Below are 23944 nucleotides of genomic sequence, written 5' to 3'. Positions count from 1 at the left end.
TATTGATGACCGCCCGACCCAGGCTGAGCATCGGCCTGCCCGTGTACAACGGCGAGGAGTACCTGGCCGAGTCGCTCGACGCCGTGCTCGGCCAGACCTACGAGGACTTCGAGCTGATCGTCTCCGACAACGCCTCGACCGACGGGACCGAGGAGATCTGCCGCACGTACGCCGCGCGGGACTCGCGCATCCGGTACCTGCGGCTGCACCGGAACATCGGCGCCACACCGAACCACAACCTCGTGTTCGCCCGGTCCCGCGGCGAGCTGTTCAAGTGGGCCTCGCACGACGACCTGTACGGCCGGGACCTGCTGCTGCGCTGCGTGGAGGCGCTGGACGAACGGCCCGAGGTGATCCTCGCGCACACCGACCAGGCGGTCATCGACGGCGCCGGCCAGGTGACGGTCCCCTACGAGTACGGGCTCGCCACCGCCTCGCCGCACGCACCGGAGCGCTTCCGCAGCATGCTGTTCGAGCCCGGCGGCGACGACTTCTACGGGGTGCTGCGGGCCGACGTGCTGCGCCGGGTGAGACCGATGGACAGCTACCACCACGCCGACCGCACGTTCGTCGCCGAGATCGCCCTGCACGGGCCCTTCCACCAGGTGCCGGAGCTGCTGTACTTCCGCCGCGACCACCCCACCCGCGCCGAGCGGGCGAACCCCTCCAAGCGCTCCCGGTGCGTCAACCTGGACCCGCGCCGGGCGGGCCCGCTGCACCCGACGCCCCGGCTGCTCGCCGAGTACGTCTGGGGCTTCGTCTCGGCCGTCCGACGGGCGCCGCTGTCCTCGGCCGACCGGCGGGCGTGCTACCGCCACCTGGCCGCGTGGCTGAGCAGCCGGACCCGGCCGGGCGCCGGCGAGCGGGTCGAGGACCGCGCCCCGGTCGACCCGGCCCTGCTCACCGTCTCCGTCGACGCCCTGGTGGCCGGCCGCGAGGGGAGGCAGCCGTGACGTCGGCGGACCGAAAGCCGGTGCGGGTCGGGGTGTTCGGCCTGCTCGGCTCCGGCAACCTCGGCAACGACGGATCCTTGGAGGCCTTGCTCGGGTATCTGCGCGCCGCACACCCGGAGGCGGTCGTCGACGCGATGTGCGGCGGTCCCGAGGCCGTCACGAGCCGGTACGGGATCCCCGCCACCCGGCTGCACTGGTACCGGGGCGAGTACCGGACCGCGTCACGGGTGGGATCGATCGCGGCGAAGGGCCTGGGCAAGCTCGTCGACGCCGCCCGCACCGCCGCCTGGGTGCGCCGGCACGACGTGGTGGTCGTGCCGGGCATGGGCGTCCTGGAGGCCACGCTGCCGCTGCGGCCGTGGGGCTTCCCGTACGCGCTGTTCCTGCTCTGCGCGGCCGGCCGGCTGTTCGGCACCCGGGTGGCGCTGGTCAGCGTCGGCGCCGACGCGATCGGCAGCCGGCCCACCCGGGCCCTGGTGCGCTGGTCGGCGCGGCTCGCCGCCTACCGGTCGTACCGGGACGCGCCGTCCCGCGAGGCGATGCGGGCGATGGGCGTGGACACCGGGCGGGACGAGGTCTACCCGGACCTCGCCTTCTCCCTGCCGACGCCGCCGTCGGGCGTGCCCGACGGTCCACCGGGACCGGTCTGCGTCGGCGTCATGGCCTTCCACGGCGGGAACGACGACCGCGCCCGGGCGGAGGAGATCCACCGGCGCTACCTCGACGGGACGACCCGCTTCGTCCGCGCGCTGGTCGAGGACGGCAGACGGGTCCGGCTGCTCATGGGCGACGACGTCGACCGGCCGGTGGTCGCCGCGATCCTCGACGCGGTGGACTCGCCGCTGGTCACCGCCGCCTCGCCGGCCTCACTGGCCGACCTGATGAGGGAGACGGCCGCCGCCGACACCGTGGTGGCGACCCGGTACCACAACCTGATCTGCGCGCTGAAGGTCGGCACGCCGACGCTCGCCCTCAGCTACGCGGCGAAGAGCGAGGCGCTGATGGCCCGGATGGGGCTGGGCGAGTACTGCCACCCGGCCCGGGAGGTCGACGCCGACCGCCTGCTCGAGCGGTTCCGGGCGCTGGAGAAGCAGTCGCCGGAGCTGCGGCGGACCGTCGCCGAGCGGAACCTGGTGGCCCGCCGGGAGCTCGACCAGCAGTTCAGGGCCTTGACGGCGGCCCTCTTCCCGGCGGCCGGCCACACCCCCGCCCGCTCCGACGCCCATGACCGCAACCGTGCCCACGCACACGACCGCACCCACGACCACGCCCCGCAGGAGGCTCCGTGAAGGCGACCGAAGTCCCGGCGATCGCCGGCGCATACCTGTTCGAACCGACGCCGTACGCCGACGAGCGCGGCTTCTTCTGCCGCACGTTCGACGCCGAGGTCGTCCGCTCGGTCGGCCTCGACCCGAACGCCTTCGTCCAGCACAGCGTGTCCCGCTCGGTCCGCGGCGTGCTGCGCGGCCTGCACCTGCGCTCCGGCGCCGGCGAGGCCAAGCTGGTGCGCTGCTCGTACGGGAAGGTCTTCGACGTCGTCGTGGACCTGCGGCCGGACTCGCCGACCCGCCTCGGCCGGGCCTTCTTCGAGCTGAGCGGCGAGACGCAGGTGAGCGTGTACATCCCGGCGGGGTGCGCCCACGGGTTCCAGGCGCTGACCAACACCGCCGACGTCTCGTACCGGATCGACCGCCCGCACGATCCGGCCGAGGACGTGACGATCGCCTTCGACGACCCGGAACTCGCCATCCCCTGGCCGCTGCCGGCGGTGTCGGTGTCCGAGCGGGACCGGAAGGCGCCGAGCCTCGCCGAGGTCCTGCGGCACGAGGGGCGGCCGGCGTGACCACCCAGGACACCCGAGACACCCGGGCCGCCCGAGACGTCCGAGGCGTCCGAGGCCCGCAGAACGCCGACGGGTTCAGCCTGCCCCGGTCGCGGAGGGCGAACGAGAGGCTGCACGCGCTCGTCCCCGGGGGCGCCCACACCTACGCCAAGGGCGACGACCAGTACCCCGAGCACCTGGCCCCGGTCATCAGCCACGGCCGCGGCGCCCACGTGTGGGACGTCGACGGCAACCGCTACGTCGAGTACGGCTCCGGCCTGCGGTCGGTCAGCCTCGGCCACGCCCACCCCCGGGTGGTCGAGGCGGTGCGGCGGGAACTCGACCGCGGCAGCAACTTCGTCCGACCGTCCGTCGTGGAGGTCGAGGCCGCGGAACGCTTCCTGGCCACGGTGCCGACCGCCGAGATGGTGAAGTTCGCGAAGAACGGCTCCGACGCCACCACGGCCGCGGTACGACTGGCCCGTGCCGTCACCGGGCGGACGCGGGTGGCCGTCTGCGGCGACCACCCGTTCTTCTCCGTCGACGACTGGTTCATCGGCACCACGCCGATGTCCGCCGGAATCCCCGCCGCGACCACCGAGCTCACCGTGGCGTTCCCCTACGCGGACCTGGCCGCCACGGAGGAACTGCTCACCCGGTACCGGGACGAGGTCGCCTGCCTGATCCTCGAACCCGCCGGCCACACCGAGCCGCCGCCCGGGTACCTCGCCGGCCTGCGCGAGCTGGCCGACCGGCACGGCTGCGTACTGGTCTTCGACGAGATGATCACCGGCTTCCGCTGGTCCGAGGCGGGTGCCCAGAGCCTGTACGGCGTCGTCCCCGACCTCTCGACGTTCGGCAAGGCGCTGGGCAACGGGTTCGCCGTCTCCGCGCTGGCGGGGCGCCGGGACCTGATGGAGCGCGGCGGGCTGCGCCACTCCGGCGACCGGGTGTTCCTGCTGTCCACCACGCACGGTGCGGAAACGCACTCGCTGGCCGCCGCGATGGCCGTGCAGACCACCTACGTCGAGGAGGGCATCACCGCTCGGCTGCACGCCCTCGGCAAACGGTTGGCCGCCGGTGTCCGCGAGGCCGCCGCCTGCACGGGCGTCGGCGACCACCTCGTCCTCCGGGGCCGGGACAGCAACCTGGTCTTCGCCACCCTCGACGAGGACCTGCGGCCGTCGCAGCAGTACCGCACCCTGTTCCTGCGCCAGCTCCTCGCGGGCGGAGTGCTGGCCCCGTCGTTCGTGGTGAGCAGCGCGCTCGGCGACGCCGACATCGACCACACCGTCGACGTGGTGGCCCGGGCATGTGCCGTGTACCGGAAGGCGCTGGACGCCGCTGATCCCACCCCCTGGCTCGGCGGCCGGCCGGTGAAGCAGGTGTTCCGCCGCTCGGTGTGACGTCGTGTCGGGTGATGTCGCGTCACGTGGCATCACCCGACACGACGTCAGCGATGCTTCCACCGGCCGACGTCGGCCATCCGGTCGACCAGCCACGCGGTCGCCGGTACCACCGCCAGCGCGGTGCACCAGCCGCCGAGAACGTCGGTCGGGTAGTGCGCGCCCAGGGCGACCTGCGCCCAGCCCATGGCGGCACCGGCGACCAGCGCCGCGGCGAGCACGAGCAAGGTGCCGGCCGTCGTGCCGGGGCCGAGCCCGTCCCGGCCTCTGCGGCGGGTCGCGAGCATCGCCACCGCGAGGGCGAGCGCGGTGGCGAAGGCGGTGTGCCCGCTCGGGTAGGACAGGTACCCGCCGTGGATGGTGCGTCCCACCAGGTGCTTGAGCAGCGTCGTCGTCCCCACGGCGATGCCGACGCCGGCGACGACGAACACCGCTGCGCGAGGACGCCGAAGCAGCAGGCAGCCCGTCACCGTGGCCACGACCAGCGCCGCGGCTTCCACCGGCTCCCCCGAGGCGTCCAGGGCCAACGCGACGTACCGCCACGACGGCCCCGCACCGTCCACCACCGCCCGGATCCGCGTGTCCACCGTGCCGGGCCCGCCCTCGTCGGCATACCGGATCCCGAGCACGGCGACCAGCAACGCGGCGAAGGCCGCCATCAGCCCGAGCCCCACGCGCAACGACGGGGGCAGCACCACGGGCGCCGGCCGCCTGCTCACACGCCCACCGCGTCCGGTCGACCTGCGGGCACCGTCAGCACCGCAGCTCGTGCCGGCGGCTCGGACGTCGGGCACCGGTCGCCGGCCGCTTCCACGGCCCCGGCGGAAGCCCGCACTTCGCCGAACGGGGCGCCCGGCCCGCCGCCGGTCACGGTGCGGACGGGAAGAGCGTGACCCCGCCCCCGGCGGTGATGCCATCGGCGAACGCGTACCGGTGTGCCGCAACCGGCACCGCCCGGTACGGCCCCCGGGCCGACCGCTGTTCCGATGTCCGCTCGGGCTCCACCTCGGCAGGCATGGGCCGAGTATGTCAGCGACCCCCCTGCGCCGGCAGCCGTTCACGAGGAACAGCCCCACCCGGATCGAGTCGGACGTCGGCGTGTGGCGCCGGGCTTGCCCCGGATACTCCGATTCCGTACTATCCGAAACCGTGAAGTCTGAATCCGTTCCATCCGGGCGTTCGGCCCTGCTCGCCCTGCAGCGCGCGACCCACGCCACCCTGCAACTGATCGCCGCCGAACTCGTCGACCTGGACCTGACCGCCTCCGAGATCAACGCCCTGGCGAATCTCGCCGACGGCCGGGGCAGAACCGTGTCCCAGCTGGGCGCCGCCGTCGGCACCCGCCCCACGACGCTGACCGGCGTGCTCGACCGGTTGGAGCGGCGCGGTCACATCACCCGCGGCACACGGGCCGGCGACCGCCGCTCGGTTCTCATCGAGCTCACCGAGTCCGGACGGGCGGCGGCCGCCCTGATCCGGCAGACGCTGGCCGATCTCGAAAGCCGCGCCCTGGGCGCCCTGCCGGCCGAGTCGATCGCCGGTTTCCACGCCGTGCTGGACGCATTGATCGAGGAGGGCTCGTGACCGGCACCGGACCCGGCCGGGGCGAGACGTCCTCCCCGTTCACCCGGTTGATGGACGAGGTGATGGCCACCGCCGACCGGTTCGGGCACCGCCAGCACGTCCATCTGACCTGGCTGGCCGTCCGGCGACACGGAACCGCCGCAGCGGTGGCCCTGATCGGCGACGGGATCCGGCGCACCGCCCGCTACGCGGGGGTTCCCCAGAAGTACAACGCCACCGTCAGCCGGGCCTGGGTCGAACTGGTGGGCCACCACGCCGACCGGTCGGACACCGCGGACTTCGACGCCTTCACCGACGAGCACCCCGCACTGCTCGACAAGAAGCTGCTGACCCGCTTCTACCGGCCCTCGACACTGGCGAGCACCCCCGCCAGGACCGGCTGGGTCGAACCCGACCTCGCCCCCTTCCCCCGGCACACCGACGGCTGAGCGCGGGTCCACGGTCGGTCCGCTTCGCGCGGTGCGGCCGAACCCGTTCCTGCGCCCGGGGTTTCACCGTCGATGCAGGTCCACCCGGGCGCCGGGGCCGATCGCCGGGTGCTACCGAACGAACGGAAGCAGCGGCCACCGGCATCGCCCGGCGTGGGCCCGGGCAGCGGCTTCGAGATGCACCCGCGGCCATCGACGTCCCACGAAGCCGCCTTACGGGGTGGAGCCGGAGCCGAGAGCGCTGTCGACACAGGCCGCCGCCGAGAACCCGCACCCCCTCGGGCGTCATCCTCTGATCGCCGATCAGGTGTGCCACCAGGTCCGGTCGCGCAGCACTGCACATCGAACGCCGCTGCTGCCGGTGCGGCACGGTCACCCCTGCGGACGCGCCGGAGGATGCGGAGGAACTCGACCGGCATCCGCCCCCGGCCTGCTCGATCCTCGCGATCGAGGGCTCGCCGGCTCCCGGCGTCCGACCGCCGTGTCGCTCGCTCCTCTCGGACGGATCGCGATCATCCCGGTTGCGCGTAGGTCCCGACCGCGGTGAACGCCTCGTCGACGGGTCCGGGCCGCGAACGGGGCGTAGGAGCCCGCCCGTTCGAGCGCGGTGCCGGGCACGAGCGCCACGTGCACGGCGACCGGCCGTGTGTGGGCCCGGCCCACGCCCTCGTGGCGCTGTCAGTGCAGGCCGCTGTAGGCGGCCATCACGATTTCCATGCCGCGGTTGTCCTCCTGCCGCACCCGGTCGATCATCTGGTTCATGACGTAGGCCACCGTCATGCGTGAGCCGGGATCGCTCACGACCAGGGAGCCGCCCCAGCCGCCCCAGCCGAAGGTGTTGCCGAACTTGCCGAAGCCCACCGTCCAGGACATCGGCGTCCCCAGCACGCGATCGTCACCGCAGAACACTTCCTGCCACGCGGGCTCGCAACCCCGGGGGGACAGCAGTCGCACGCCGCCGACGGAACCCTGGTTCGCCAGTACCGACTGGACGAGGGCGACGGAGCGGGCATTGCCGAAGCCGTTCACTGCAGGGATCTGCGCACGGCGCCAGGCAACGGAGTTGATGTCCTTGACCCGGATCACGGCGCCGGTGTTCTCCCGGCGTGTGCCATCCCGTCCGGGCGGTGCGCTGGCAGCGTACTCGTCGCTCAGTGAGGGCGGCGGGATGAGCGCTGCGACGCGGTGGTCGTGGTCGGTGGAGAGTCCGATGTGGAAATCCGCGCCGAGCGGTTCGGCCACCTCTTCGGCGAAGAAGTCTCCAAGACTGCAGCCGGTGATACGTCGGACGACCTCGCCCACGAGGAAGCCGAAGGTGAGCGCGTGATAGCCGGCGGCCGTTCCCGGCTCCCACGCGGGTGCCTGCGCGGCCAGTCCTGCGGTCACGCGCTCCCAGTCGTAGATTTCCTCGACCGCGGTCAGCCCGGACAGGTCCGGCAGGCCCGCGGTGTGCGACAGCACATGCCGCACCAGCACGTTCTCCTTACCGGCCGCGGCGAACTCGGGCCAGTAGGCGGCGACCGGCGCGGACAGATCGAGCTCGCCCCGGTCGGCCAGGATCAGCGCGCACAGGGCGGTCATGTTCTTGGTCGTCGAGTTCACGCCGGTGAGGGTGTCGCGTTCCCAACTCACGGAGCGGTCCGCATCGGCGTACCCGCCCCAGATGTCGACCACCTGCTCGCCGTCGAGGTAGACGGCTGCCGACGCACCGACGTCGTCCTTGCCGAGCAAAGCGGCAAGGGCCGCCCGGACTGCGTCGAACCGCGGCTCGCAGAATCCCTTGACATCGATCATGGCGTAAGTCTCGGGCAACGCCAGGTCTGCCTGCCCGACGATTCCCGCACCGGTTTTGTCGGGCGGGGCGCGGCCAGATCTTCTTTACTGAAGCAGGGCGACCGGACGGCGCCCGGGGAGCCGCTCCTGTTCCCGCCTCGCGGTCGGCCGACGGCCGACTCCGGTTCGGGCTTGGATGCCGAGCGCCGCGGCTGCGTGCGACCGGCCGGCAGGGCGAGGCGTTCCTGCGGTGGAGGTACGAGAAGGATGGACGGACAGGCGTGCTGGAGCGGCTGAATCAGGCGCTGGACCACTTGGAGGCCTGCCTCGACCGGGAGATCGACATGGCCGAGGTGGCCCGGATCGCCGCGGTGTCGGAGTACCACTTCCGGCGGCTGTTCTCCGCGCTCGCCGGGATGCCGCTCCCGGTCTACGTGCGCCGCCGACGGATGACCCTCGCCGGGGCCGAGGTGCTGGCCGGGGAGCTGACACTGCTCGACATCGCGGTGCGGTACGGGTACGGCTCGGGCGAGGCCTTCACCCGGGCGTTCCGATCGGTGCACGGGATCGGACCGGGCGAGGCCCGGCGTACCGGTGCAGTGCTCACGGCACAGCCGCGCATGTCCTTCCGGGTCGTCGTCGAAGGCAGGGCGAGCATGCGGTACCGGATCGTGGAGAAGGAGTCGTTTCGGGTCGTCGGCAGGAAGGCGCGGGTCCCGCTCGTCCACGAGGGGGTCAACGCGGCCGCCGCGGCGCACCTGGAAGGCCTGGACGAGCGTGCGGTCGTACGGATGAAGGAACTGGTCGGCCAGGAACCGGAGGGGATCCTGTCAGCGGCGGTGTACCTGACCGACAGCCGCGAAGAGGGCGCCGAGGCGGACTACTGGATCGGAGTGGTGACCGGTCCCGAGGCGGTCGCCGGGGAACTCGACTCCCTCGACGTGCCGGCCGGGACCTGGGCCGTCTTCGACAACCACGGGCCCTATCCGAGCGCCCTTCAAGAGCTGTGGCGAGACGTCTTCGCCCAGTGGTTCCCTTCGAACCCGTACACGAGCCGGACAGGTCCGGAGCTCCTGCGGACGCGGCCGGTGGAGATCGGCGCGGAAACCGACTCCCAGCTGTGGATCCCGGTCGAGCGCGGCCGCGGGAGTGCCGGGGTGTGAACACCGGTACCGCTGGTACCTGTCCCCGGAGGTCCGGCTCGGACGTCGACCGCAAGGCAGCGGTCAGGGTCTCGTCATCGCGAACGCAACTGCGCGCTGCCGGCCGTTCGTTCGGCCGCGGCCCCTGACCGGGTGCGGACCGCCCCTGCGGATCGGCCACATCGGGGCGAGAGCCAAGGGTTCATCACGACCGAGTACCCCGGCTGCACCCGGCCCTGCCCTCGTCGACGAGGCTCGGTCCGTTGTCCCTGCAAAGGTGTCGTACGAGCTGCTCCTAGGGGGGACCGCCGCCCGGCAGCAGCCGGAAGGCGAGCAAGGCCCCGCCCCCGACAGCGCGTTTGAGGGCCGACACGGGGAATCCACCGTGTTCCATCGGTCGAGCACAGCCCGCCGACCACGCCGTGCAGAGGGTCCGGAACCGCGACCGGCCGGGCGTGGGCCCTGCAGCGCGGTGGTTCCCCGATCTGTCTCCCCGTCCGAGGCACCCCACCGCCCGGCACCCTCGAGATACCGAACCGGCCGGGACTCCGCACGCGGTGTTCAGCGCAATCCGGCTCCGTGCCGCGGTGGCCGCCGGGCTGCTCGCCGCCACGGTGGCCCCGCCGCGCGCGACGGCAGCCCCGCCCCGAACGTGGCCACAGAGTCCGAGCGTCCCCTCAACGGCCGCATCGACCACCACCGCTCGACCTCGAACGCCGTCATCCGGGCCCGGGTGTCGTCGAGCGACGGGGAGAGCGGAGACAGGCCGTGCTCGGCTCGGGCGGCACGGCCCGCTCCTACACCTCCCGGGTACCGGCCTCGGCCGGCCCCGACCAGCTCGGGTTCGCGTCAGGCCCGACGAGACGGACCAGGGCGGGCGGCCTCGATGCCGCCCAGGATGAGGTCGATGCCGGCCAGGAACTGCTCCCGGTCGTCGTGCTCGGGCAGCTGCGCCGCCACTCGGCGCACGAACGGGTACCGAGCGGGATCGAGCTGGGTCCACTGCTGGGCGATCTCGCCCAGGAAGGCCGTCCGATCGGTCCTGTGCGCGTGCAGGCGGGCATTGGCGGCGTTCTGTCCGGCAACACCGAGGACATGGATCACGAGCGTGGACGTGGCGTCGAACTGCGCTTCCTCAGGCACACCGAGTTCCTCCAGCCGGCTGCCGAAACCCTCGAAGATCTGCGGAATCGCGGCCAGCCGAGGCACGTGGGAGAGCTGGGTGCCGACCCAGGGGTGTGCGTCGATCGCGTCGAAGAGCCCGAGCGCGAGGGCCCGGATCGCCTCCCGCGGAGGCGCGCCGCCGGGCAGGTCCGCCATGACCCGGGCGATCACGTCGTTGGTGGCCGCCGCCAGCAGGTCGTCCTTGTTGGCGACGTGCCAGTAGATCGCCCCGCTTCCGGTGGCCAGCCGGGCCGCGAGCGCGCGGAAGGTCAGCGCTCCCTCGCCCTCGGAGTCGAGGATCTCGATCGCGGTCTCCACGATCCGTTCCTTCGACAGGGCGTCCGTGCGCCTTACGGCCCGCTGCTTCTTGATCGCCATGAACACAGTTTGACATGAATGGATCGCCGTTCCAACATGGGAATGGAACAGCGTTCCGTCATGGCTTCGAAGGGAACACCATGACGACTCCGGTCACGATCATCGGCGCGGGCCTGGGCGGCCTCACCCTCGCGCGCGTCCTGCACGTCCACGGCATCCCCGCCACCGTCCACGAGGCCGACACCTCCCCCGGGTTCCGCCCCCAGGGCGGCCAGCTCGACATCCACGAGGAGGACGGACAGCGCGCCCTCGCTGACGCCGGCCTCACCGACGAGTTCCGCGCGATCATCCACGAGGGCGGCGACGCCGCCAGGGTGCTCGACCGGCACGGCGCGCTGCTGCTGGACGTCCCCTCCGACGGCACCGCGGTACGCCCCGAGGTGCTCCGCGGCGACCTGCGCCGGATCCTGCTCGACTCCCTGCCCGAGGGGACGGTGCGCTGGGGCAGCAAGGTCACCGGCGTCCGTCCGCTCGGCAACGGCCGGCACGAGCTGACCTTCACCGACGGCTCGACCGTGACCAGCACCGTCCTGGTCGGCGCGGACGGCGCCTGGTCCAGGGTCCGGCCGCTGCTCTCCGACGCCCGGCCCGTCTACACCGGCACGACGTTCGTCGAGACCTACCTGCACGACGTCGACGAGCGGCACCCCGCAACGGCCGCCCTGGTCGGCCGCGGCGCCATGTACGCACTCGCCCCCGGCAAGGGGATCGTCGCCCACCGTGAGGCGGGAGGCATCGTCCACACCTACGTCGAGCTGAACCGACCGGCCGAGTGGATCGCCGCCATCGACTTCACCGACACCGCGGCCGCGAGCGCCCGGGTCGCGGCCGAGTTCGACGGATGGGCGCCGCACCTCACCGCGCTGATCACCGACGGCGCGACCGCCCCGGTGGCACGCATGATCCACACCCTCCCGGACGGACACCGCTGGGACCGGGTGCCCGGCGTGACGCTGCTCGGCGACGCCGCGCACCTGATGCCGCCGTCCGGCGACGGCGCCAACCTGGCGATGTTCGACGGCGCCGAACTCGGCAAGGCCATCGCCCAGTACCCCGACGACGTCGAAGCGGCGCTCGCCGCCTACGAGAAGGAGCTCTTCGCGCGCAGCGATGCCTTCTACGCGGACGCCCACGAGATTCTTGACCTCTGCCTCGGCGAGCGCGCGCCGCAGAGCCTGGTCGACTTCCTCGGCCGGCGCCCCGAGGGACAGGACGAGGCGGTGGCACAGTCCGGAGGGTGACCGCCGCGTTCGGGCGACCGGGGGCGACGGGGCCGGTCCTCACCGGGTGAACCGGTGGGAGGTCGACCCGGCGCACCGGGAGGTGGTCCGTGCCTTCGCGGACCGGGACCCGCTCGACCGGTCGTGCGGGCCCCTCGACATCCGCGGTGGTCGCGGCCATCCGCCCGCAGGCCGGGGAGGACGGTGCCGGACACCACGGTCGGCGGGGCACAGCGGCGCGGCATCGGCCGCCGGCCAAGCCCGACAAGCACGCTCCCACCCACAGCGACGGGGCGCAGCCCGGACCGCACATCCGGCCCCTCCCTTCTCCTCGTCGTACAGAACGATCAGGAGGACCCGGAGCCGGCTCGGTCGGCGCGGACACACCCGGCGGCACCGACGGGTTGCACCTCGCCGCGGACGGCCGTTGCCGCCCCTTGACCTTCGTGCTCACCGCCGGACGGGCCGCCGATGCGCCCGCCTTCGCCGCGGTGGTGGCCCGTCTGCGTGGTCCCCGACCGCTTGGACGGCCCCGCACCAGGCCGTTCGTGGTCCTGGCTCCCGAGGACAGCACTCTCAGTGACTCGACGTGGCGCCGGGATTCGAGGTGGTCGCCCGGGACGTCGTCGAAGTCGGCGGAGAGGTCCTCGGCGAGGACGAGCGGGTGGGCGTGGGCGTGGGCGTGGGGGTCGTGTAGTGCGTGGGCGTGGGAGCCGGGGTCGTGTGGCCGGTGGGCCTCGAGGTCGCGGTCGGGGCCGGGGTCGACGTCGGGGTCTCGGACTCGGTGGGGGACTCCGCGGGGGTGGCCGGCGAGGACGAGGCCGCCGGCGGCACCTCCACGTTGCCGTCCGACCCCTGGGTGGCGACCGCGACGCCGACGGCGATGGCCGCCACCACGAGCCCGGCCAGCAGGGCGACGTAGCGGGGTTTTCGCCACCAGGGCGGCCCCGGCTCGTCGCCGGATTCGCCGATCACCGTCCGCGGGGGCTCCTCGGGCGGCCCGGGAGGCGGGCCGCCCGCGATGGTCGGCGGCTCCTCGGGCGGCCCGGGCGGGTACGAGCGCGGTCCGGACGGCGGCGGCCCGCCCTCCCCGGGACCCGACAGCGGCCCGGTGGGCGGGCCGGACGGCTCGGACGATCCTGACGGCGGCTGCGAACTCACGGGTCCTTCCCTCCGGCGACTCGCCCCCTGCCCCAATCTGCGGTCTGCGCCGGCGCCGCCGCAACCCGACCCGCCGGACGGACCCGGCCGGCTGCAGGCCGACGAGCGGCGCGGGGACTCACGCGAGGCGGCGGGTGCGGCGCCGTCACCTCCGCTGCGCGCAGCCCTCCGTACCCCCCGAAGGGCCTCGGGCCGAGGCCCCGACCACCAGCCGGCGCAGCCCCTTGCGGCCGTAGTAGCCGGTCATGGCGCGGCCGGGACCAGGGCGAGGGCCGTCCCGATCCCCGTCATGACCCGGGCGCGGGCCGGGCCGGCATCCGCCTGGGCGTCGAAGGACAGGATCGCCCTGACCCCGTCGAGAAGCTGCCGCATCGGCTCGAAGTGCGCCGGAACCGGTAGAGCGACCGGAGGGCGTGCAGGGGATGGTGGCGCCCGGCATGACGGCGGCCGAGGTGACCAGCGAGATCCCGGTGGTCCTCACCGGCTTCACCACCCGGGTCCGGCGCCGGGTGACCGACACGGTACGCCGCCGGGTGTGCCAGGGTCCCGGCTCGTTGTCGGTACAGCCGAGCGACGTCGACTCCGTTGCCGATGGCGTTGCCGCCGAGGAAGCCGGCGAGCACCGGCAGCAGCGTGTGGGAGAACGCGCTCAGGTCGAGCCCGCCGGGCGGTCCGATCGGGTGACCCACCCGCGTCTCGACGGTGATCGGATCCGCGGGCAGCAGGTCGGAGGACTCGGACACCCGGATGCCCTGCTGGGCGGTGCGCTGCGCGGGATCCGTCGTCGTCCGACCTGCTCCGCGCTGTGGGCGGCTTTCGGCGTCGGTCCCTCCCGGCCGCAGCCGCCCTGATCCCGGGGTCCGCCTCTCCCCCGCTTCTTGAAGCGCGTTCACACGTCTCGCGGGCTGTGAGCGGAGGGATCGGCGACCTCAGCACTCCTGATCCTGTGCCTCGGCCTGCAGGGCCGCCTTCGTCTTCGGACCGTACACGCCGCTCTCGCCCTTGATGTGGCGTCGGCGCTGGTACTGGGAGACCGCGTTCTCGGTCGAGTCGTCGAAGGTGCCGGTGACGAGGGACTTGTCGAGTTTCCCGCAGGAGACGGCGACCAGCAGCTGTTGCATCGTCACCACATCCGTCCCCGTGTCACCGGGCCGGAGTGTTCGGGGCATGGCCGCAGCGACCGGGGGCGGTGTCGGCACCGGCGTGGAAGGGGCAGCGGTGCGGGCGGTGGTGGCGAAGACTGCCTGAGGGGCGAGGGTTCTGGTGGTCGAGGCCTTCCTGGGGGCCGCGGCGGCCGTGTCGGTGGGGGTTGCGGAAGCCGAGGCGGTCCCGGCCGAGAGGACAGCGCCGGGCGAGGGGTCGGTCCGGGGCTGGACCCAGCGGCTGCCGCTGGGGACCGGCAGCGCCCGGTCACTCTTCTTCCCGTTCCCGCCCGAGGAGGCGGGCAGGAGGGCGATCCCCACGCCGACTGCCACGATGCCCAGGCCGGCCCGGGTGATGATGCTCCGTTGGCGGCTCACCTTCCGCTCGTGGCGTCGCCCGGTGCAGCCGTCCGGGGAGCTCTGCGGCTCCACGAGGGAGTTCGAGGTGCCGAGGTCGGGCCGACCCTCCGGGTGCTGCTCCTCGGACAGCCCGACGGGCGCCTCGGACGCGGTCGGCATCGGGGGCACGGGATGTGCCGCCGCCGTCCGGGTATGAAGAGGCGTCGACAGAGCCGGGGTCGGCCGGGCAGGCGTCGGAGCGGCGGTACCCAGGGGCAGGATCGTTGTGTCGGACAGGTCCCGACCGGGCATCGGTGCGGGCCGGGGCTCCGCCGAGGGACCCGGAACGTACGGGCGGACCGTCGATGCGTCTTCGGTGTACCCGGTGTTGCGGTCCGGCTGTGTCCCGATGGGCCGGTCCTCCTCGGACCGCGCGTGAGCAGTGGAACCGATGGTGAGCGCCTCAGCCACCGTGGCGGCCAGCCGGCCGGGGTTGGTCAGCGTGCCGGTGCGAGCGGGCCAGTGCTCCCACTCGGACGAGCCGTCGCCCTGGATGTCCGGGTGAGGCACGACGAGGAAGCACCCCCTGCTCAGGAGGTCGACGTCCGTTCCCAGTTGCCGCCACGCCCCGGTGTGGCCGAGCGGGATGAACCAGTACATCCGGTGGCCGAGCAGATCCCGCAGGACCGGGCCGACCTGATCCGGGTCCGTCCCGCCGAGGTGTGCGAGGACGGCCAGGCCGAGGCTCTCGGGCATCCGCACGACGTCCCACCGGAGCCCGCACGGCAGCACCGCCCGGTGCGGCGGCGTCGACTCCCACTCCAGCAGCGTCTCGTAGCCGTGCTCACCCATGACGCTGACGAGCCAGGCAGCCGCCAGGGGGGAGACGGTTCCGGAGAGACCACTGCCCGTGGTCGTGGGTCTTGAAGGGTTCATCTGCCGGGCTCCGTTCGATCGACGCACATTCGATTCGATGTGTGTTCCGCGACGGCGTGGTGGACTTGTTGCCGATGTGACGGCGAGTGCCGGAGCAGGGTGGGCCTCAGCCGGGTGGGCCCCAGGACCAAGGGGCATCCCGGCGCGCCGTCCCTGGCGCCGCCGTCCCAGGTCGGCGTCTGCGCCCGGGCGAACCGGGCCGGAGGAACCGCCGGCCGCTGCGAAGTACGGGCAACGGGAACACGCGGAGTTGTCATAGGAGTGCAGGGCTCGGCCATGGATGCCTCCTCGCGGATGCGTGTTCGGTCGATCCGACGCCGCCCCGGGTGCGCACCCCTCGCGCGTGCGGCACCTGCCTGCGCCGTGCCGGGGTTTGTTCCTCTCCGCGGACGTTCGAAAACGCACTTCGGTGAGATTTCTGCGGCCACCCGATCGAGGCAATGCCTTTGTGGACAAAATGACTTGACGTGTATTCATTCGCGTGGTGGGTGCGGGGGCGGTGGGAAGCCGGGGCGTGGCAGCGAGGTCGCAGTGGACGGCGTCGAGCGGATCCCGGCCCCGGTTCGACGCTGACGCGGCGTCACCGCGGGGCTCGACGGCGCTCAGCACCCTCCGGGCCGACGGCGGGTGAGGACACGGACCGCGCCGTGCACACCGAGCGTGCACGCCCGGGGCCGGGTGGCACCCCGGCCGACTCCCCCGCCCGACGGCGATTCGAATCTCCGGCCACTGGTCGCACGAGTGCGCCGGCGACCTTCACACCCCGTAGTGAAGAAGGGATGTGACGGTACGTCACAGCAGAGTTGCGCAAAGAAGTGGCGGCAGGGGTATCGGATCCGTGGCGCGACACGCGTAGCCTGATGCGCGCGGTGACGAACACACAGTCAGCGCACCTTCATCACGCAATCTGCGCGAATCGACGCCATGGAGACCCCATGAGTTCTGACCGTTACCACTGGGACCGCTCGCACCCCGGGCTCACCGCCCTGCGCGAGGCCATCGAGCCGGTGCGCCAGGAGGTCGTCGGCCACCCGATCTACCGGCAGATCGACTCCGTCGAGCGGGTCCGGTCCTTCCAGGAACACCACGTGTTCGCGGTCTGGGACTTCATGTCGCTCCTCAAGTGCCTGCAGCGGCAGCTGACCTGTGTGGAGCTGCCGTGGGTGCCGACCGGCCCGACCGCGAGCCGCAGACTGATCAACGAGATCGTCCTGGTCGAGGAGAGCGACGAACTGGGCGAGGGCTACATCAGCCACTTCGAGCTCTACGTGGACGGGATGGCCCGGGCCGGCGCCGACACCACCGCCGTGGACGCCTTCCTCGGCCGTCTCCGCCGCGGCGTCGGCGTGGCCGAGGCCGCCAAGGAGGCCGAGATGCCGACCGCGGCGGCCGACTTCGTCGCGGTGACCTGGGACATCATCGAGAACGCACCGGTGCACTGCCAGGCCGCCGCTTTCGCCTTCGGGCGCGAGGACCTGATCCCGGAGATGTTCGAGCAGGTGATCCGGATCGAGGACGCGGACGGCCGGTTGACGATCTTCAAGGACTACCTGGCCCGCCACATCGAGGTGGACGGCGAGCAGCACACGCCGATGGCGATGCAGATGCTGATCGACCTGTGCGGCGACGACGCGGAGCGCTGGGACGAGTGCGCCGCAACGGTGCGCCGGGCGCTCGCCGCCCGCGTCGCACTGTGGGACGGCATCCTGGCAGCCTTCGGCGCCTGACCCCGACCCGGCGGCCGCCTGCTCGGAGGCCGCCCTCCACGCCGACCCGGCAGCCGTCCGCCCGAGGGCCGTGCCTCGGTCTGCGCCCCGTCTCCGGCGACGGGGCGCACCGCATCCTCGGCCGTTCCCGGCGCGCGCCGGTGGCGTCGCCCCCCGGGCAGCAGATGGGTGAGCGCCGCCCAGAGGCCGTGCTCGGCCGGGTCCGGCGGCGCGAGTACGGCGGTGCGACGGCGAGCAGACCCGACCAACGCGGTCTCCTGCGGGGGAAGCCGCCCGGCGGCACGGTCGGGACTGTTGGCCGCCGGCCGACCGCCCGGGCCCGGGGGTGGAGGAGTGGCTGGTCGTCGACGCCTGCGACGGCACGGTGCCGGCACGGACGGTGACGGGTACGGCGGCCGCCGGCTCGGTCCACGTGCCACATCGTGATCCGCGCCGGATGGGGCTCGCCATCGGCGAAGGACAGGAAGGTGCGCCACTGCGCTGGGGATGCCGGGGCAGCGGGGCGCTCACCGTCGACCGGTTCCGGGACGAGGACCGCGTTCCCGTAGCGGTGAGCCCGTCCGGTGAGCGGCTGCTGACCGTGACGCACCACCAGGGAACCCTTTCCGTGCTTCGGGTCGACGACGGGTCCGTGGAGACGGAACTGCACGCGGACCTGCTGCCCGCACATGCCGCGGTTGCGGCAGACAACGACGATGCCCAGGTCTTCTTCGACTACGAGGGCGGGTTCGTCGACGAGAACAGGGCAGTCGTCGGAACGGTCGAGAGCGACGAGGAGTTCGGGGACGGCCGGCACTGGCTCGTGGATCTTGCCGCATCACAGGTGACCGGGCAGATCGTCTACCCCTTCCCCGTAACCGGACTTCCCCACGCGCTCGGCGACGGCACCTGGTTCACCACCTCTCCGCACGACGATGCCGTGCACGTGTGGGCCCGTGACGAATGACTTCACCGAGTGGGACCAGACGTTCACCGACAAGCGGCTCTGCCCGGCGATCGTCGACCGGCTGACCTTCGAGGCCCGCGTCATCGAGACCGGCACCCGGTCCTTCCGGTTCGCCAGTACCACGGCCAAGCGCAAGGCAGCCGCCGCGGCCTGACCGACGGGGCCGCTGCACGAGACCGGACGGGCGCGACACGCCCCGGCGTCAGGTCAGCCCCGTGAGCCCACCGGGGGTGACCGGACGACGCGGCGCAGGTCCTGGTTCCGGCATCAATACACTCCTCCCATCAGCGCCCACGTTCCGGTGCTGCGCCCGAATAGCAGGGGGATGTGATGTCGGCGGTCGGCCTACAGAGGTCTGGAAACCGTCCGTGACGGAACGCTGGGCGGGATGTCGGCGTACTGAGAAAAGTGCGCAGGCGTGTACAGACGAACGTGCTCTGTCGCTGATCTTGTGATGGCTCCGCCTGCCCGGCGTGCGTCGCCCCCAGCTTCTCTGCGTCATGGTCAGTACTTGTAGTAGTGGTGGGGCCAATGTGGATCGTTCCAACGGGCGGGCCCGGTAAGGCCGATCAGCCTCAGACGTTGGAGCAGGTCGTCCGGGGCGTTGTGGGCGGCCAGCCGGGCAGGGGCGTGACGGGTGAGCCAGTCAGTGAGAACGGCCACCATCTCGTCCTTGTTGTCGTGCCAGGTGCTCCAGGGAAGCTCGTCGACGAGCAGGTCGTAGTCCCACGTGTCGACGGCCTTGGCGAGATGCCGGTCGGCCATCGGGTGCTCCAGTACCTCCCAGACCTCGAGCCAGGGCTCCAGCTCGCCGGATGCCTCGACGCACAGGACGAGCGTCTCCTGCGCGCCCGCGACGGGGTCGGGGCTGACCAGGCTGTAGGCCCAGAACGCGTGCAGGAACTCCCGAACGGCCGAGGCCTGCTCCCGGGGCCATTCCTGCCAGCGGCCGCGGGCGAACGACAGGCCGATTTCGTCCCGGTACCGGAACGACTCCGACCGGCAGTCGACGACGGCGGCCGCGAGCTGAGGCAGGACACGGCGGAGCACCACGCCGTGATCGCTCCAGTCGGGGGCCTGCCAGGACCGCCGGAGAAGGTCAGGATCGAGTTCGACACCCGGCACCTTGAGGAGTGCGAGCTCCTCGGCACTGCCCCAGTGGCACGGGCAGTTGTACTCCTTCGGGTGCGCCGTCGCGCCGTGGAAGACGACGGCAACGGCCTCCAGGGCCGCGTCGAGACGAGTCCGCGCATGTCGCGCGTGCGAGTCGGTCATAGGCGTTCGCCTTCAAGGACTCCGCGGGCCTGTGCCTGGCGAAGATCGCTACGCTACCGGTAGACAGGCCGGTATGACGAGCAAGGCCGCGTCCTCCCCGCGGTGCACCGTCGGTTGCCGACTGATGCCGTCACAAGATCAGCGACAGAACCGACGAACGTGCTCAGTCGTGGACCGGGACGACGACCTTGCGGCCGTGGGGGTGTCCGCGAGCGTCCATGACTCGCCGGCGGTCTGGACTTGGAGCACGCGGGCGTAGGCTCTCGGGGATGCGGATAGGCGAGTTGTCCAAGCGCACGGGCGTGAGTCCGCGCTCACTGCGGTACTACGAAGAGCAGGGCCTGCTGACCAGCTCACGCTCCGACGCGGGGCAGCGTCACTATTCCGATGCCGCGGTCCAGCGCGTGTCGCTCATCCGACAGCTGTTCGACGCGGGTATGTCCAGCCGGGTGATCGCGACTGTGCTGCCGTGTGTGGACGTCCCGGGTGACCTGGGCGTCGCTGAGGAGACGTTCACGGCGATGATGCGCGAGCGCGACCGGATCAACGCCGACATCGCGCACCTGATCGAGACCCGGGATGCACTCGACGTGCTCCTCAGGGCCAACAGCCGGCACCGGGCGGAGCTGTCCACGACCCCGGAACCGGGGGCGCAGTCGGCCTGATGCTGTGATCTGCATCTCAGCCGCTTGCCCCTGACATCAATGTCAGAGGTGAGGATGGCGACAACGCCCGGAATCACCGGGGCGGTCATACGAGAGGCGGCGGAAGATGGGGCAGGCGTGGGGTTTCGGCAGGTATGGCGGGCCCGAGGTGCAGGAGTTCTTCGATCGTCCCGATCCCCTCCCCGGTCGCGGCGAGGTGCAGATCCGGGTCGACGTCGCCGGCGTGAATCCCCTCGACCACCTCCTGCGCTCGGGTCTGGTCGACGGGCTCGACGGCGGACGTCCGTTTCCCCGCGTGCTGGGCATGGAGGCAGCCGGAACGGTCCTCGCGCGGGGCGAGGACGTCGAGGGGCTCGAGGTGGGTGACGCGGTCTTCGGCTTCGCCCTCACTGGTGGCGGCACCTACGCCGAGACGACGGTGCTGTCCGCGCCGAACACCGCGCGCATTCCGGAGGGTCTGTCCGCGACCGTGGCGGCGACGCTGCCAGTGGCCGGGACAACCGCGGTGGACGTGCTCGACCAGCTCGGCCTCCCGGCCGGTGCCACGGTTCTGGTCAACGGGGCCGGGGGCGGGGTCGGCCTCGCCGTCGCCCGGCTGGCCATCGGGCGCGAGCTGCGTGTGATCGGCACCGGGAGTACCGCCAAACGCGAGCACGCCGAGGCCATCGGGGTGCGGTTCATCGATTACACGGCCGGGGACGTCGTCGCCGCGGCACGCGAGCTGGTTCCGGACGGCTTCGACGGGATCGTCGACCTGGTCGGAGGCGCCTCGCTGCGGACGGTCGCTCCGCTGGCCCAGGACCCTCGCAACGTCATCGCTGTGGGCGATATGTCTGTGCCCGATCTCGGTGGGCGTTTCGTCGAGCGTCGCGTCGACCGCGAGAACCTGGAGCGGTCGGCCCGGCTGGCCCTCGACGGACTCCTCGCACCCGTGATCACCGCGGTCCACCCGCTCTCCGACGCCCCGGCCGCCCTCGCCACCGTCGAGAACGGTCACACCTCGGGCAAGGTTGTCATCAAGGTGGCATGAGGAGTGCCCGGCCGCCCGACGCTGTCGACGGTCCATCGCGGACTGACGGGAACCCGTGGTCAGCGCATCATCAACTGAGCACGTTCACCTGTACGGGGTTGAGCACGTTCAGGCGTACGCCGACACGGGACGACGCCCTCTGTGGTGGACCGCCCGCCCGGCGGGGGAGCCGGCAGTTCTGCTCGTCCATCGGCAGTTCCTTCGCCGAAGCCGCTACGTGAAGGGCTGGCCGGGCTGGGGCCCGCAGGTGCCGTTCGATGCGGTGCTCGTGATTCGCCGGGCTGACGGGTCGCTTCGACGGCGACCGGTCAAGGACATTCCGGTCAGGCCGAGCCGCATCACTCTTCTCCCGGAGTCCCGGCTCCTCATCGCAAGGGGTCGGACGGGCAGGGAGGAGTCCGGTGCATGGAGCCCGAACGCCGTGGTGTTCTCCCTGGAAAGCGGTGAACAAGAGGCCGCCTTCTGCATCGGCGACGACATCCCTGCTCTGGTGACCGATCGCGGGGGACCGATCTGGACGGCCTACGGAGACGAAGGCGTCTACGGAGGGCATCCGGAGTCCGCAGCCGGTCTTGCCGGCTGGAGTGCCGGAGGTCGGCGACCTGGGCTCCGGGGGTCGCTTTCCTGGCACGCCTCTGGAGGGATGCACCGCTGCCACCGAAGGAGACCGGGTCTGGCTGGTCCGGTATTCCGGCAGTCGGCGGGGAGGCACGTTCTTGACGCGGATCACCCCCTCGACCGGTGAGGTGACCACGTGGCCGAGCCCGGTGCGCGACCCGGACGGGTTCGCCGTGCGCGGCCGTCGAGCGGTCCTGACCGAGCGCGATCACAACCGGCGGTCAACCGAAGTGGTGCGAGCCGAGTTGGACGGTGATACGTGGAGCGTGACCGAGCGACGCAGGATTCGCGTGCCCGGACGGGTGGTCATGCGCTGCGGTCAGGGTCGTGACGGGTCTTCTGTGGCTTCGCACCGGCGACACGTGGCTGCGCATCGAAGCCTGACAGCGGCCGAGGCCGTGCAGCTCGTGGTCGACGGGCCACGCCTGCTTGCCGCTCGGCAGCGTGACGGCTTCTCGGGGTGAGGGGTCCCACCTCCGTGGTGGGGCCCCTCACCGTGCACGGCCGAGGTCCGGCCCGTTCTCAGGCCAGGGAGAACTTCTGGGCGCCGGATCCGTTGCAGTCCCAGATCTGCAGCCGGGTGCCGTTCGCGGTGGCGCCCGACGGCGAGTCGATGCACCGGCCCGTGGTCGGGTTGGACATCGAGCCGTCGGCGTTGGGGACCCAGTTCTGGTAGCCGCCACCGTTGCAGGTGGCCAGCTGGAGCTTGGTGCCGGCCGCGTTGACACCGCCGGCGATGTCCAGGCACTTGCCGAGGGTCTGCAGGGTCTGGCCGCTCCAGGTCCACTTCTGGTCGAGCGAGGTCGCCTGCTGGCAGTCCCAGAGCTGGACCGCGGTGCCGTCGCCGCCGGTGTCGTCGCCCGCCACGTCCACGCACTTGCCGCCCGGACCGTAGATCGGGGTGCCGATGGCGAACTTCTGGGCGCCGGAACCGTTGCAGTCCCAGATCTGCAGCCGGGTGCCGTTCGCGGTGGCGCCCGACGGCGAGTCGATGCACCGGCCGCTGGTCGGGTTCCGCAGTGAGCCGTCGGTCTGCCGCACCCACGACTGGTAGCCGCCGCTGTTGCAGGTGGCGAGCTGCAGCTGCGTGCCCGCGGCGCTGTTGCCGCCGGCGATGTCCAGGCACTTGCCGAGGGTCTGCAGGGTCTGGCCGTTCCAGGTCCAGTGCTGGTCCTTGGCCCCCGACTGGCAGTCCCACAGCTGGACCGCGGTGCCGTCGCCGCCGGTGTCGTCACCCGCCACGTCCACGCACTTGCCGCCCGGGCCGGTGATCGTCCGGCCGGTCACCGAACCACCGCCGCCGCCGGTGCCCGGGCCCTTGTTGTAGACGGCGACCGAGTCGATGACCAGCTTGCCGCCGGAGACGGTGGCCGCGTTCGGGCCGCCGCCGAAGGCGTCCGGGAAGCCGCCGCCGATCGCCAGGTCGTAGATGATGAAGAACGGGTGGTCGATCGCGTCGGCCCAGGTCGTCGGGTCCACCTGGTTGGCGTTGACGGTGAAGAAGTTGTTCCCGTCGAGGTAGAACCGGACCTGCTCCGGCGACACCGAACGGTCGATCTCCGCCGCGTAGTCGTGGAAGCCGGTCTGACAGCCCGAACAGGCGCGCTCGCCCGAGCCGATGCCGGTCGACTCGTTGCACGGGCCGCCCGGGTTCACCCCGCAGTGGATGGTGCTGAAGACGGAACCGCGGCCGTTGATGTCCTCCATGATGTCGATCTCGCCGGACTTCGGCCAGGTCACGCCGGAGCGCAGCGGCGCGCCGAGCATCCAGAACGCCGGCCAGTAGCCCGCGCCGTTGGCGGTGTTGACGTCGGGCTGCTGGAGGACGGACTCGATCCGGACGACTCCGCCCGCCGGGGCTCCGAAGGACGCCGACTGGGTCTCCACGCGCCCGGACGTCCATCCGCTCCGCGGGTCGGACCCGGAGTGCAGTGCCTGGAGCACGAGATGGCCCTGGCCGTCGTAGTAGACGTTCGACGTGCTGCTGGTCATGGTCTCGATCTCGCCGGTGCCGAAGTTGCTGCCCGGCCCGGTGTCGTACTTCCACAGGCTCTGGTCGATGCCGGTCCCGGACGCGCCGTTGAAGTCGTCGCTCCAGGTGAGCGTGAAGCCCGACGGTGCGGGGGGCACCGCCGCCTCGGCCTTCACCGCCGCGACGTTCACCGTCGGGACGACGATCGCCGCCACCGTGATCGCAACGACGGGAAGGATTGAGAGCGCTCTCTTCATGGCGCG

The 23944-nt window shown here is 72.1% G+C and carries 23 protein-coding genes and 1 pseudogene; 17 read left to right on the top strand and 7 right to left on the bottom strand.

The window, feature by feature from the left end; translation table 11 throughout:
- The first annotated feature begins 5 nt into the window (after window positions 1-5).
- The 4 genes from AB0442_RS18200 to AB0442_RS18185 all read left to right on the top strand — a co-directional run bounded on the left by AB0442_RS18200 (window position 6) and on the right by AB0442_RS18185 (window position 4181).
- Window positions 6-953, top strand: coding sequence for a glycosyltransferase family 2 protein (locus AB0442_RS18200; RefSeq protein WP_366163939.1), 948 nt, complete (start codon window positions 6-8; stop codon window positions 951-953).
- Window positions 950-2242 (top strand): polysaccharide pyruvyl transferase family protein, encoded by a 1293-nt coding sequence (locus AB0442_RS18195; protein WP_366163938.1) that lies wholly within the window; start codon window positions 950-952, stop codon window positions 2240-2242. The genes AB0442_RS18200 and AB0442_RS18195 overlap by 4 nt, the downstream gene beginning before the upstream one ends.
- Window positions 2239-2796, top strand: a complete 558-nt coding sequence (gene rfbC, locus AB0442_RS18190) for a dTDP-4-dehydrorhamnose 3,5-epimerase (RefSeq protein ID WP_366163936.1) — start codon at window positions 2239-2241, stop codon at window positions 2794-2796. Before AB0442_RS18195 ends, rfbC begins: the two co-directional genes overlap by 4 nt.
- Before the next feature lie 80 nt (window positions 2797-2876).
- The gene (locus AB0442_RS18185) at window positions 2877-4181 is read left to right on the top strand and encodes a glutamate-1-semialdehyde 2,1-aminomutase (RefSeq protein WP_366163966.1); all 1305 of its coding nucleotides are present in this window, start codon (window positions 2877-2879) and stop codon (window positions 4179-4181) included.
- A gap of 47 nt (window positions 4182-4228) precedes the next feature.
- Here AB0442_RS18185 and AB0442_RS18180 read toward each other — a convergent pair whose 3' ends face one another.
- Entirely contained in the window at window positions 4229-4900 is a 672-nt protein-coding gene (locus AB0442_RS18180; protein ID WP_366163934.1) for a phosphatase PAP2 family protein, read from the bottom strand.
- A gap of 430 nt (window positions 4901-5330) precedes the next feature.
- On the opposite strand from AB0442_RS18180, the gene AB0442_RS18175 reads away from it, so the two are divergent.
- Window positions 5331-5765: a MarR family transcriptional regulator gene (locus tag AB0442_RS18175; RefSeq protein WP_366163932.1), complete on the top strand. Its 435-nt coding sequence runs from the start codon at window positions 5331-5333 to the stop codon at window positions 5763-5765.
- Entirely contained in the window at window positions 5762-6193 is a 432-nt protein-coding gene (locus AB0442_RS18170) for a hypothetical protein (RefSeq protein WP_366163931.1), read from the top strand. The genes AB0442_RS18175 and AB0442_RS18170 overlap by 4 nt, the downstream gene beginning before the upstream one ends.
- 678 nt (window positions 6194-6871) lie before the next feature.
- On the opposite strand, the gene AB0442_RS18165 is transcribed toward AB0442_RS18170, so the two are convergent.
- Window positions 6872-7987, bottom strand: coding sequence for a serine hydrolase domain-containing protein (locus tag AB0442_RS18165; RefSeq protein ID WP_366163929.1), 1116 nt, complete (start codon window positions 7985-7987; stop codon window positions 6872-6874).
- A 260-nt stretch (window positions 7988-8247) separates the two neighbouring features.
- On the opposite strand from AB0442_RS18165, the gene AB0442_RS18160 reads away from it, so the two are divergent.
- Entirely contained in the window at window positions 8248-9129 is an 882-nt protein-coding gene (locus tag AB0442_RS18160; RefSeq protein WP_366163928.1) for an AraC family transcriptional regulator, read from the top strand.
- Window positions 9130-9957: 828 nt separating this feature from the next.
- Here AB0442_RS18160 and AB0442_RS18155 read toward each other — a convergent pair.
- A complete protein-coding gene (locus AB0442_RS18155; RefSeq protein WP_366163926.1) occupies window positions 9958-10650 on the bottom strand; it encodes a TetR family transcriptional regulator in 693 nt (230 codons plus the stop codon).
- An 80-nt stretch (window positions 10651-10730) separates the two neighbouring features.
- Here AB0442_RS18155 and AB0442_RS18150 point away from each other — a divergent pair, with 80 nt between their 5' ends.
- The 3 genes and pseudogenes from AB0442_RS18150 to AB0442_RS18140 all read left to right on the top strand — a co-directional run bounded on the left by AB0442_RS18150 (window position 10731) and on the right by AB0442_RS18140 (window position 12792).
- A complete protein-coding gene (locus tag AB0442_RS18150) occupies window positions 10731-11891 on the top strand; it encodes an NAD(P)/FAD-dependent oxidoreductase (protein ID WP_366163925.1) in 1161 nt (386 codons plus the stop codon).
- A 383-nt stretch (window positions 11892-12274) separates the two neighbouring features.
- Window positions 12275-12415: pseudogene (locus AB0442_RS18145) on the top strand (IS5/IS1182 family transposase); the annotation flags it as partial.
- Between the two features lie 161 nt (window positions 12416-12576).
- Window positions 12577-12792: a hypothetical protein gene (locus AB0442_RS18140; RefSeq protein WP_366163923.1), complete on the top strand. Its 216-nt coding sequence runs from the start codon at window positions 12577-12579 to the stop codon at window positions 12790-12792.
- A 482-nt stretch (window positions 12793-13274) separates the two neighbouring features.
- Here AB0442_RS18140 and AB0442_RS18135 read toward each other — a convergent pair whose 3' ends face one another.
- A complete protein-coding gene (locus AB0442_RS18135; protein WP_366163921.1) occupies window positions 13275-13403 on the bottom strand; it encodes a hypothetical protein in 129 nt (42 codons plus the stop codon).
- Window positions 13404-13468: 65 nt separating this feature from the next.
- On the opposite strand from AB0442_RS18135, the gene AB0442_RS18130 reads away from it, so the two are divergent.
- Window positions 13469-13882 carry a hypothetical protein gene (locus tag AB0442_RS18130; RefSeq protein ID WP_366163919.1) on the top strand — a complete coding sequence of 138 codons (414 nt, stop codon included), beginning with the start codon at window positions 13469-13471 and terminating at the stop codon, window positions 13880-13882.
- 78 nt (window positions 13883-13960) lie between these two features.
- Here the strand turns inward: AB0442_RS18130 and AB0442_RS18125 are convergent, their stop codons facing one another.
- Complete coding sequence (locus tag AB0442_RS18125) at window positions 13961-15448, bottom strand: peptidoglycan-binding protein (protein WP_366163918.1); 1488 nt, start codon at window positions 15446-15448, stop codon at window positions 13961-13963.
- Window positions 15449-16383: 935 nt separating this feature from the next.
- Between AB0442_RS18125 and AB0442_RS18120 the strand changes: the two genes are divergently transcribed.
- The 3 genes from AB0442_RS18120 to AB0442_RS18110 all read left to right on the top strand — a co-directional run bounded on the left by AB0442_RS18120 (window position 16384) and on the right by AB0442_RS18110 (window position 18275).
- Entirely contained in the window at window positions 16384-17175 is a 792-nt protein-coding gene (locus AB0442_RS18120; protein ID WP_366163916.1) for a DUF3050 domain-containing protein, read from the top strand.
- Between the two features lie 325 nt (window positions 17176-17500).
- Entirely contained in the window at window positions 17501-18121 is a 621-nt protein-coding gene (locus AB0442_RS18115; RefSeq protein WP_366163914.1) for a hypothetical protein, read from the top strand.
- Window positions 18111-18275 (top strand): ATP-binding protein, encoded by a 165-nt coding sequence (locus tag AB0442_RS18110; RefSeq protein ID WP_366163913.1) that lies wholly within the window; start codon window positions 18111-18113, stop codon window positions 18273-18275. The genes AB0442_RS18115 and AB0442_RS18110 overlap by 11 nt, the downstream gene beginning before the upstream one ends.
- Window positions 18276-18625: 350 nt before the next feature.
- Here the strand turns inward: AB0442_RS18110 and AB0442_RS18105 are convergent, their stop codons facing one another.
- The gene (locus AB0442_RS18105) at window positions 18626-19396 is read right to left on the bottom strand and encodes a hypothetical protein (protein ID WP_366163912.1); all 771 of its coding nucleotides are present in this window, start codon (window positions 19394-19396) and stop codon (window positions 18626-18628) included.
- 269 nt (window positions 19397-19665) lie between these two features.
- Between AB0442_RS18105 and AB0442_RS18100 the strand changes: the two genes are divergently transcribed.
- The 3 genes from AB0442_RS18100 (at window position 19666) to AB0442_RS18090 (ending at window position 22173) form a co-directional block, all read left to right on the top strand.
- A complete protein-coding gene (locus tag AB0442_RS18100; RefSeq protein ID WP_366163910.1) occupies window positions 19666-20061 on the top strand; it encodes a MerR family transcriptional regulator in 396 nt (131 codons plus the stop codon).
- Between the two features lie 148 nt (window positions 20062-20209).
- Entirely contained in the window at window positions 20210-21091 is an 882-nt protein-coding gene (locus AB0442_RS18095) for an NADP-dependent oxidoreductase (protein ID WP_366163909.1), read from the top strand.
- A 716-nt stretch (window positions 21092-21807) separates the two neighbouring features.
- Entirely contained in the window at window positions 21808-22173 is a 366-nt protein-coding gene (locus AB0442_RS18090; protein WP_366163908.1) for a hypothetical protein, read from the top strand.
- 58 nt (window positions 22174-22231) lie between these two features.
- Here AB0442_RS18090 and AB0442_RS18085 read toward each other — a convergent pair whose 3' ends face one another.
- On the bottom strand, window positions 22232-23938 hold the full coding sequence (locus AB0442_RS18085; protein ID WP_366163907.1) for a ricin-type beta-trefoil lectin domain protein: 1707 nt from the start codon (window positions 23936-23938) through the stop codon (window positions 22232-22234).
- Window positions 23939-23944: the final 6 nt, after the last annotated feature.

Source organism: Kitasatospora sp. NPDC085895, assembly GCF_040702125.1.
Lineage (GTDB): Bacteria > Actinomycetota > Actinomycetes > Streptomycetales > Streptomycetaceae > Kitasatospora > Kitasatospora arboriphila.
This window is presented reverse-complemented; position numbering and strand designations above follow the sequence as displayed.

What these genes read in the sequence shown, in the direction of transcription:
- AB0442_RS18105 (WP_366163912.1), bottom strand. Translation starts at nt 19,396, where the DNA reads ATGACCGACTCGCACGCGCGACATGCGCGGACTCGTCTCGACGCGGCC.
- AB0442_RS18200 (WP_366163939.1), top strand. Translation starts at nt 6, where the DNA reads ATGACCGCCCGACCCAGGCTGAGCATCGGCCTGCCCGTGTACAACGGC.
- AB0442_RS18120 (WP_366163916.1), top strand. Translation starts at nt 16,384, where the DNA reads ATGAGTTCTGACCGTTACCACTGGGACCGCTCGCACCCCGGGCTCACC.
- AB0442_RS18100 (WP_366163910.1), top strand. Translation starts at nt 19,666, where the DNA reads ATGCGGATAGGCGAGTTGTCCAAGCGCACGGGCGTGAGTCCGCGCTCA.
- AB0442_RS18135 (WP_366163921.1), bottom strand. Translation starts at nt 13,403, where the DNA reads ATGCGGCAGCTTCTCGACGGGGTCAGGGCGATCCTGTCCTTCGACGCC.
- AB0442_RS18155 (WP_366163926.1), bottom strand. Translation starts at nt 10,650, where the DNA reads ATGGCGATCAAGAAGCAGCGGGCCGTAAGGCGCACGGACGCCCTGTCG.
- AB0442_RS18085 (WP_366163907.1), bottom strand. Translation starts at nt 23,938, where the DNA reads ATGAAGAGAGCGCTCTCAATCCTTCCCGTCGTTGCGATCACGGTGGCG.
- AB0442_RS18130 (WP_366163919.1), top strand. Translation starts at nt 13,469, where the DNA reads ATGACGGCGGCCGAGGTGACCAGCGAGATCCCGGTGGTCCTCACCGGC.
- AB0442_RS18150 (WP_366163925.1), top strand. Translation starts at nt 10,731, where the DNA reads ATGACGACTCCGGTCACGATCATCGGCGCGGGCCTGGGCGGCCTCACC.
- AB0442_RS18125 (WP_366163918.1), bottom strand. Translation starts at nt 15,448, where the DNA reads ATGAACCCTTCAAGACCCACGACCACGGGCAGTGGTCTCTCCGGAACC.
- AB0442_RS18165 (WP_366163929.1), bottom strand. Translation starts at nt 7,987, where the DNA reads ATGATCGATGTCAAGGGATTCTGCGAGCCGCGGTTCGACGCAGTCCGG.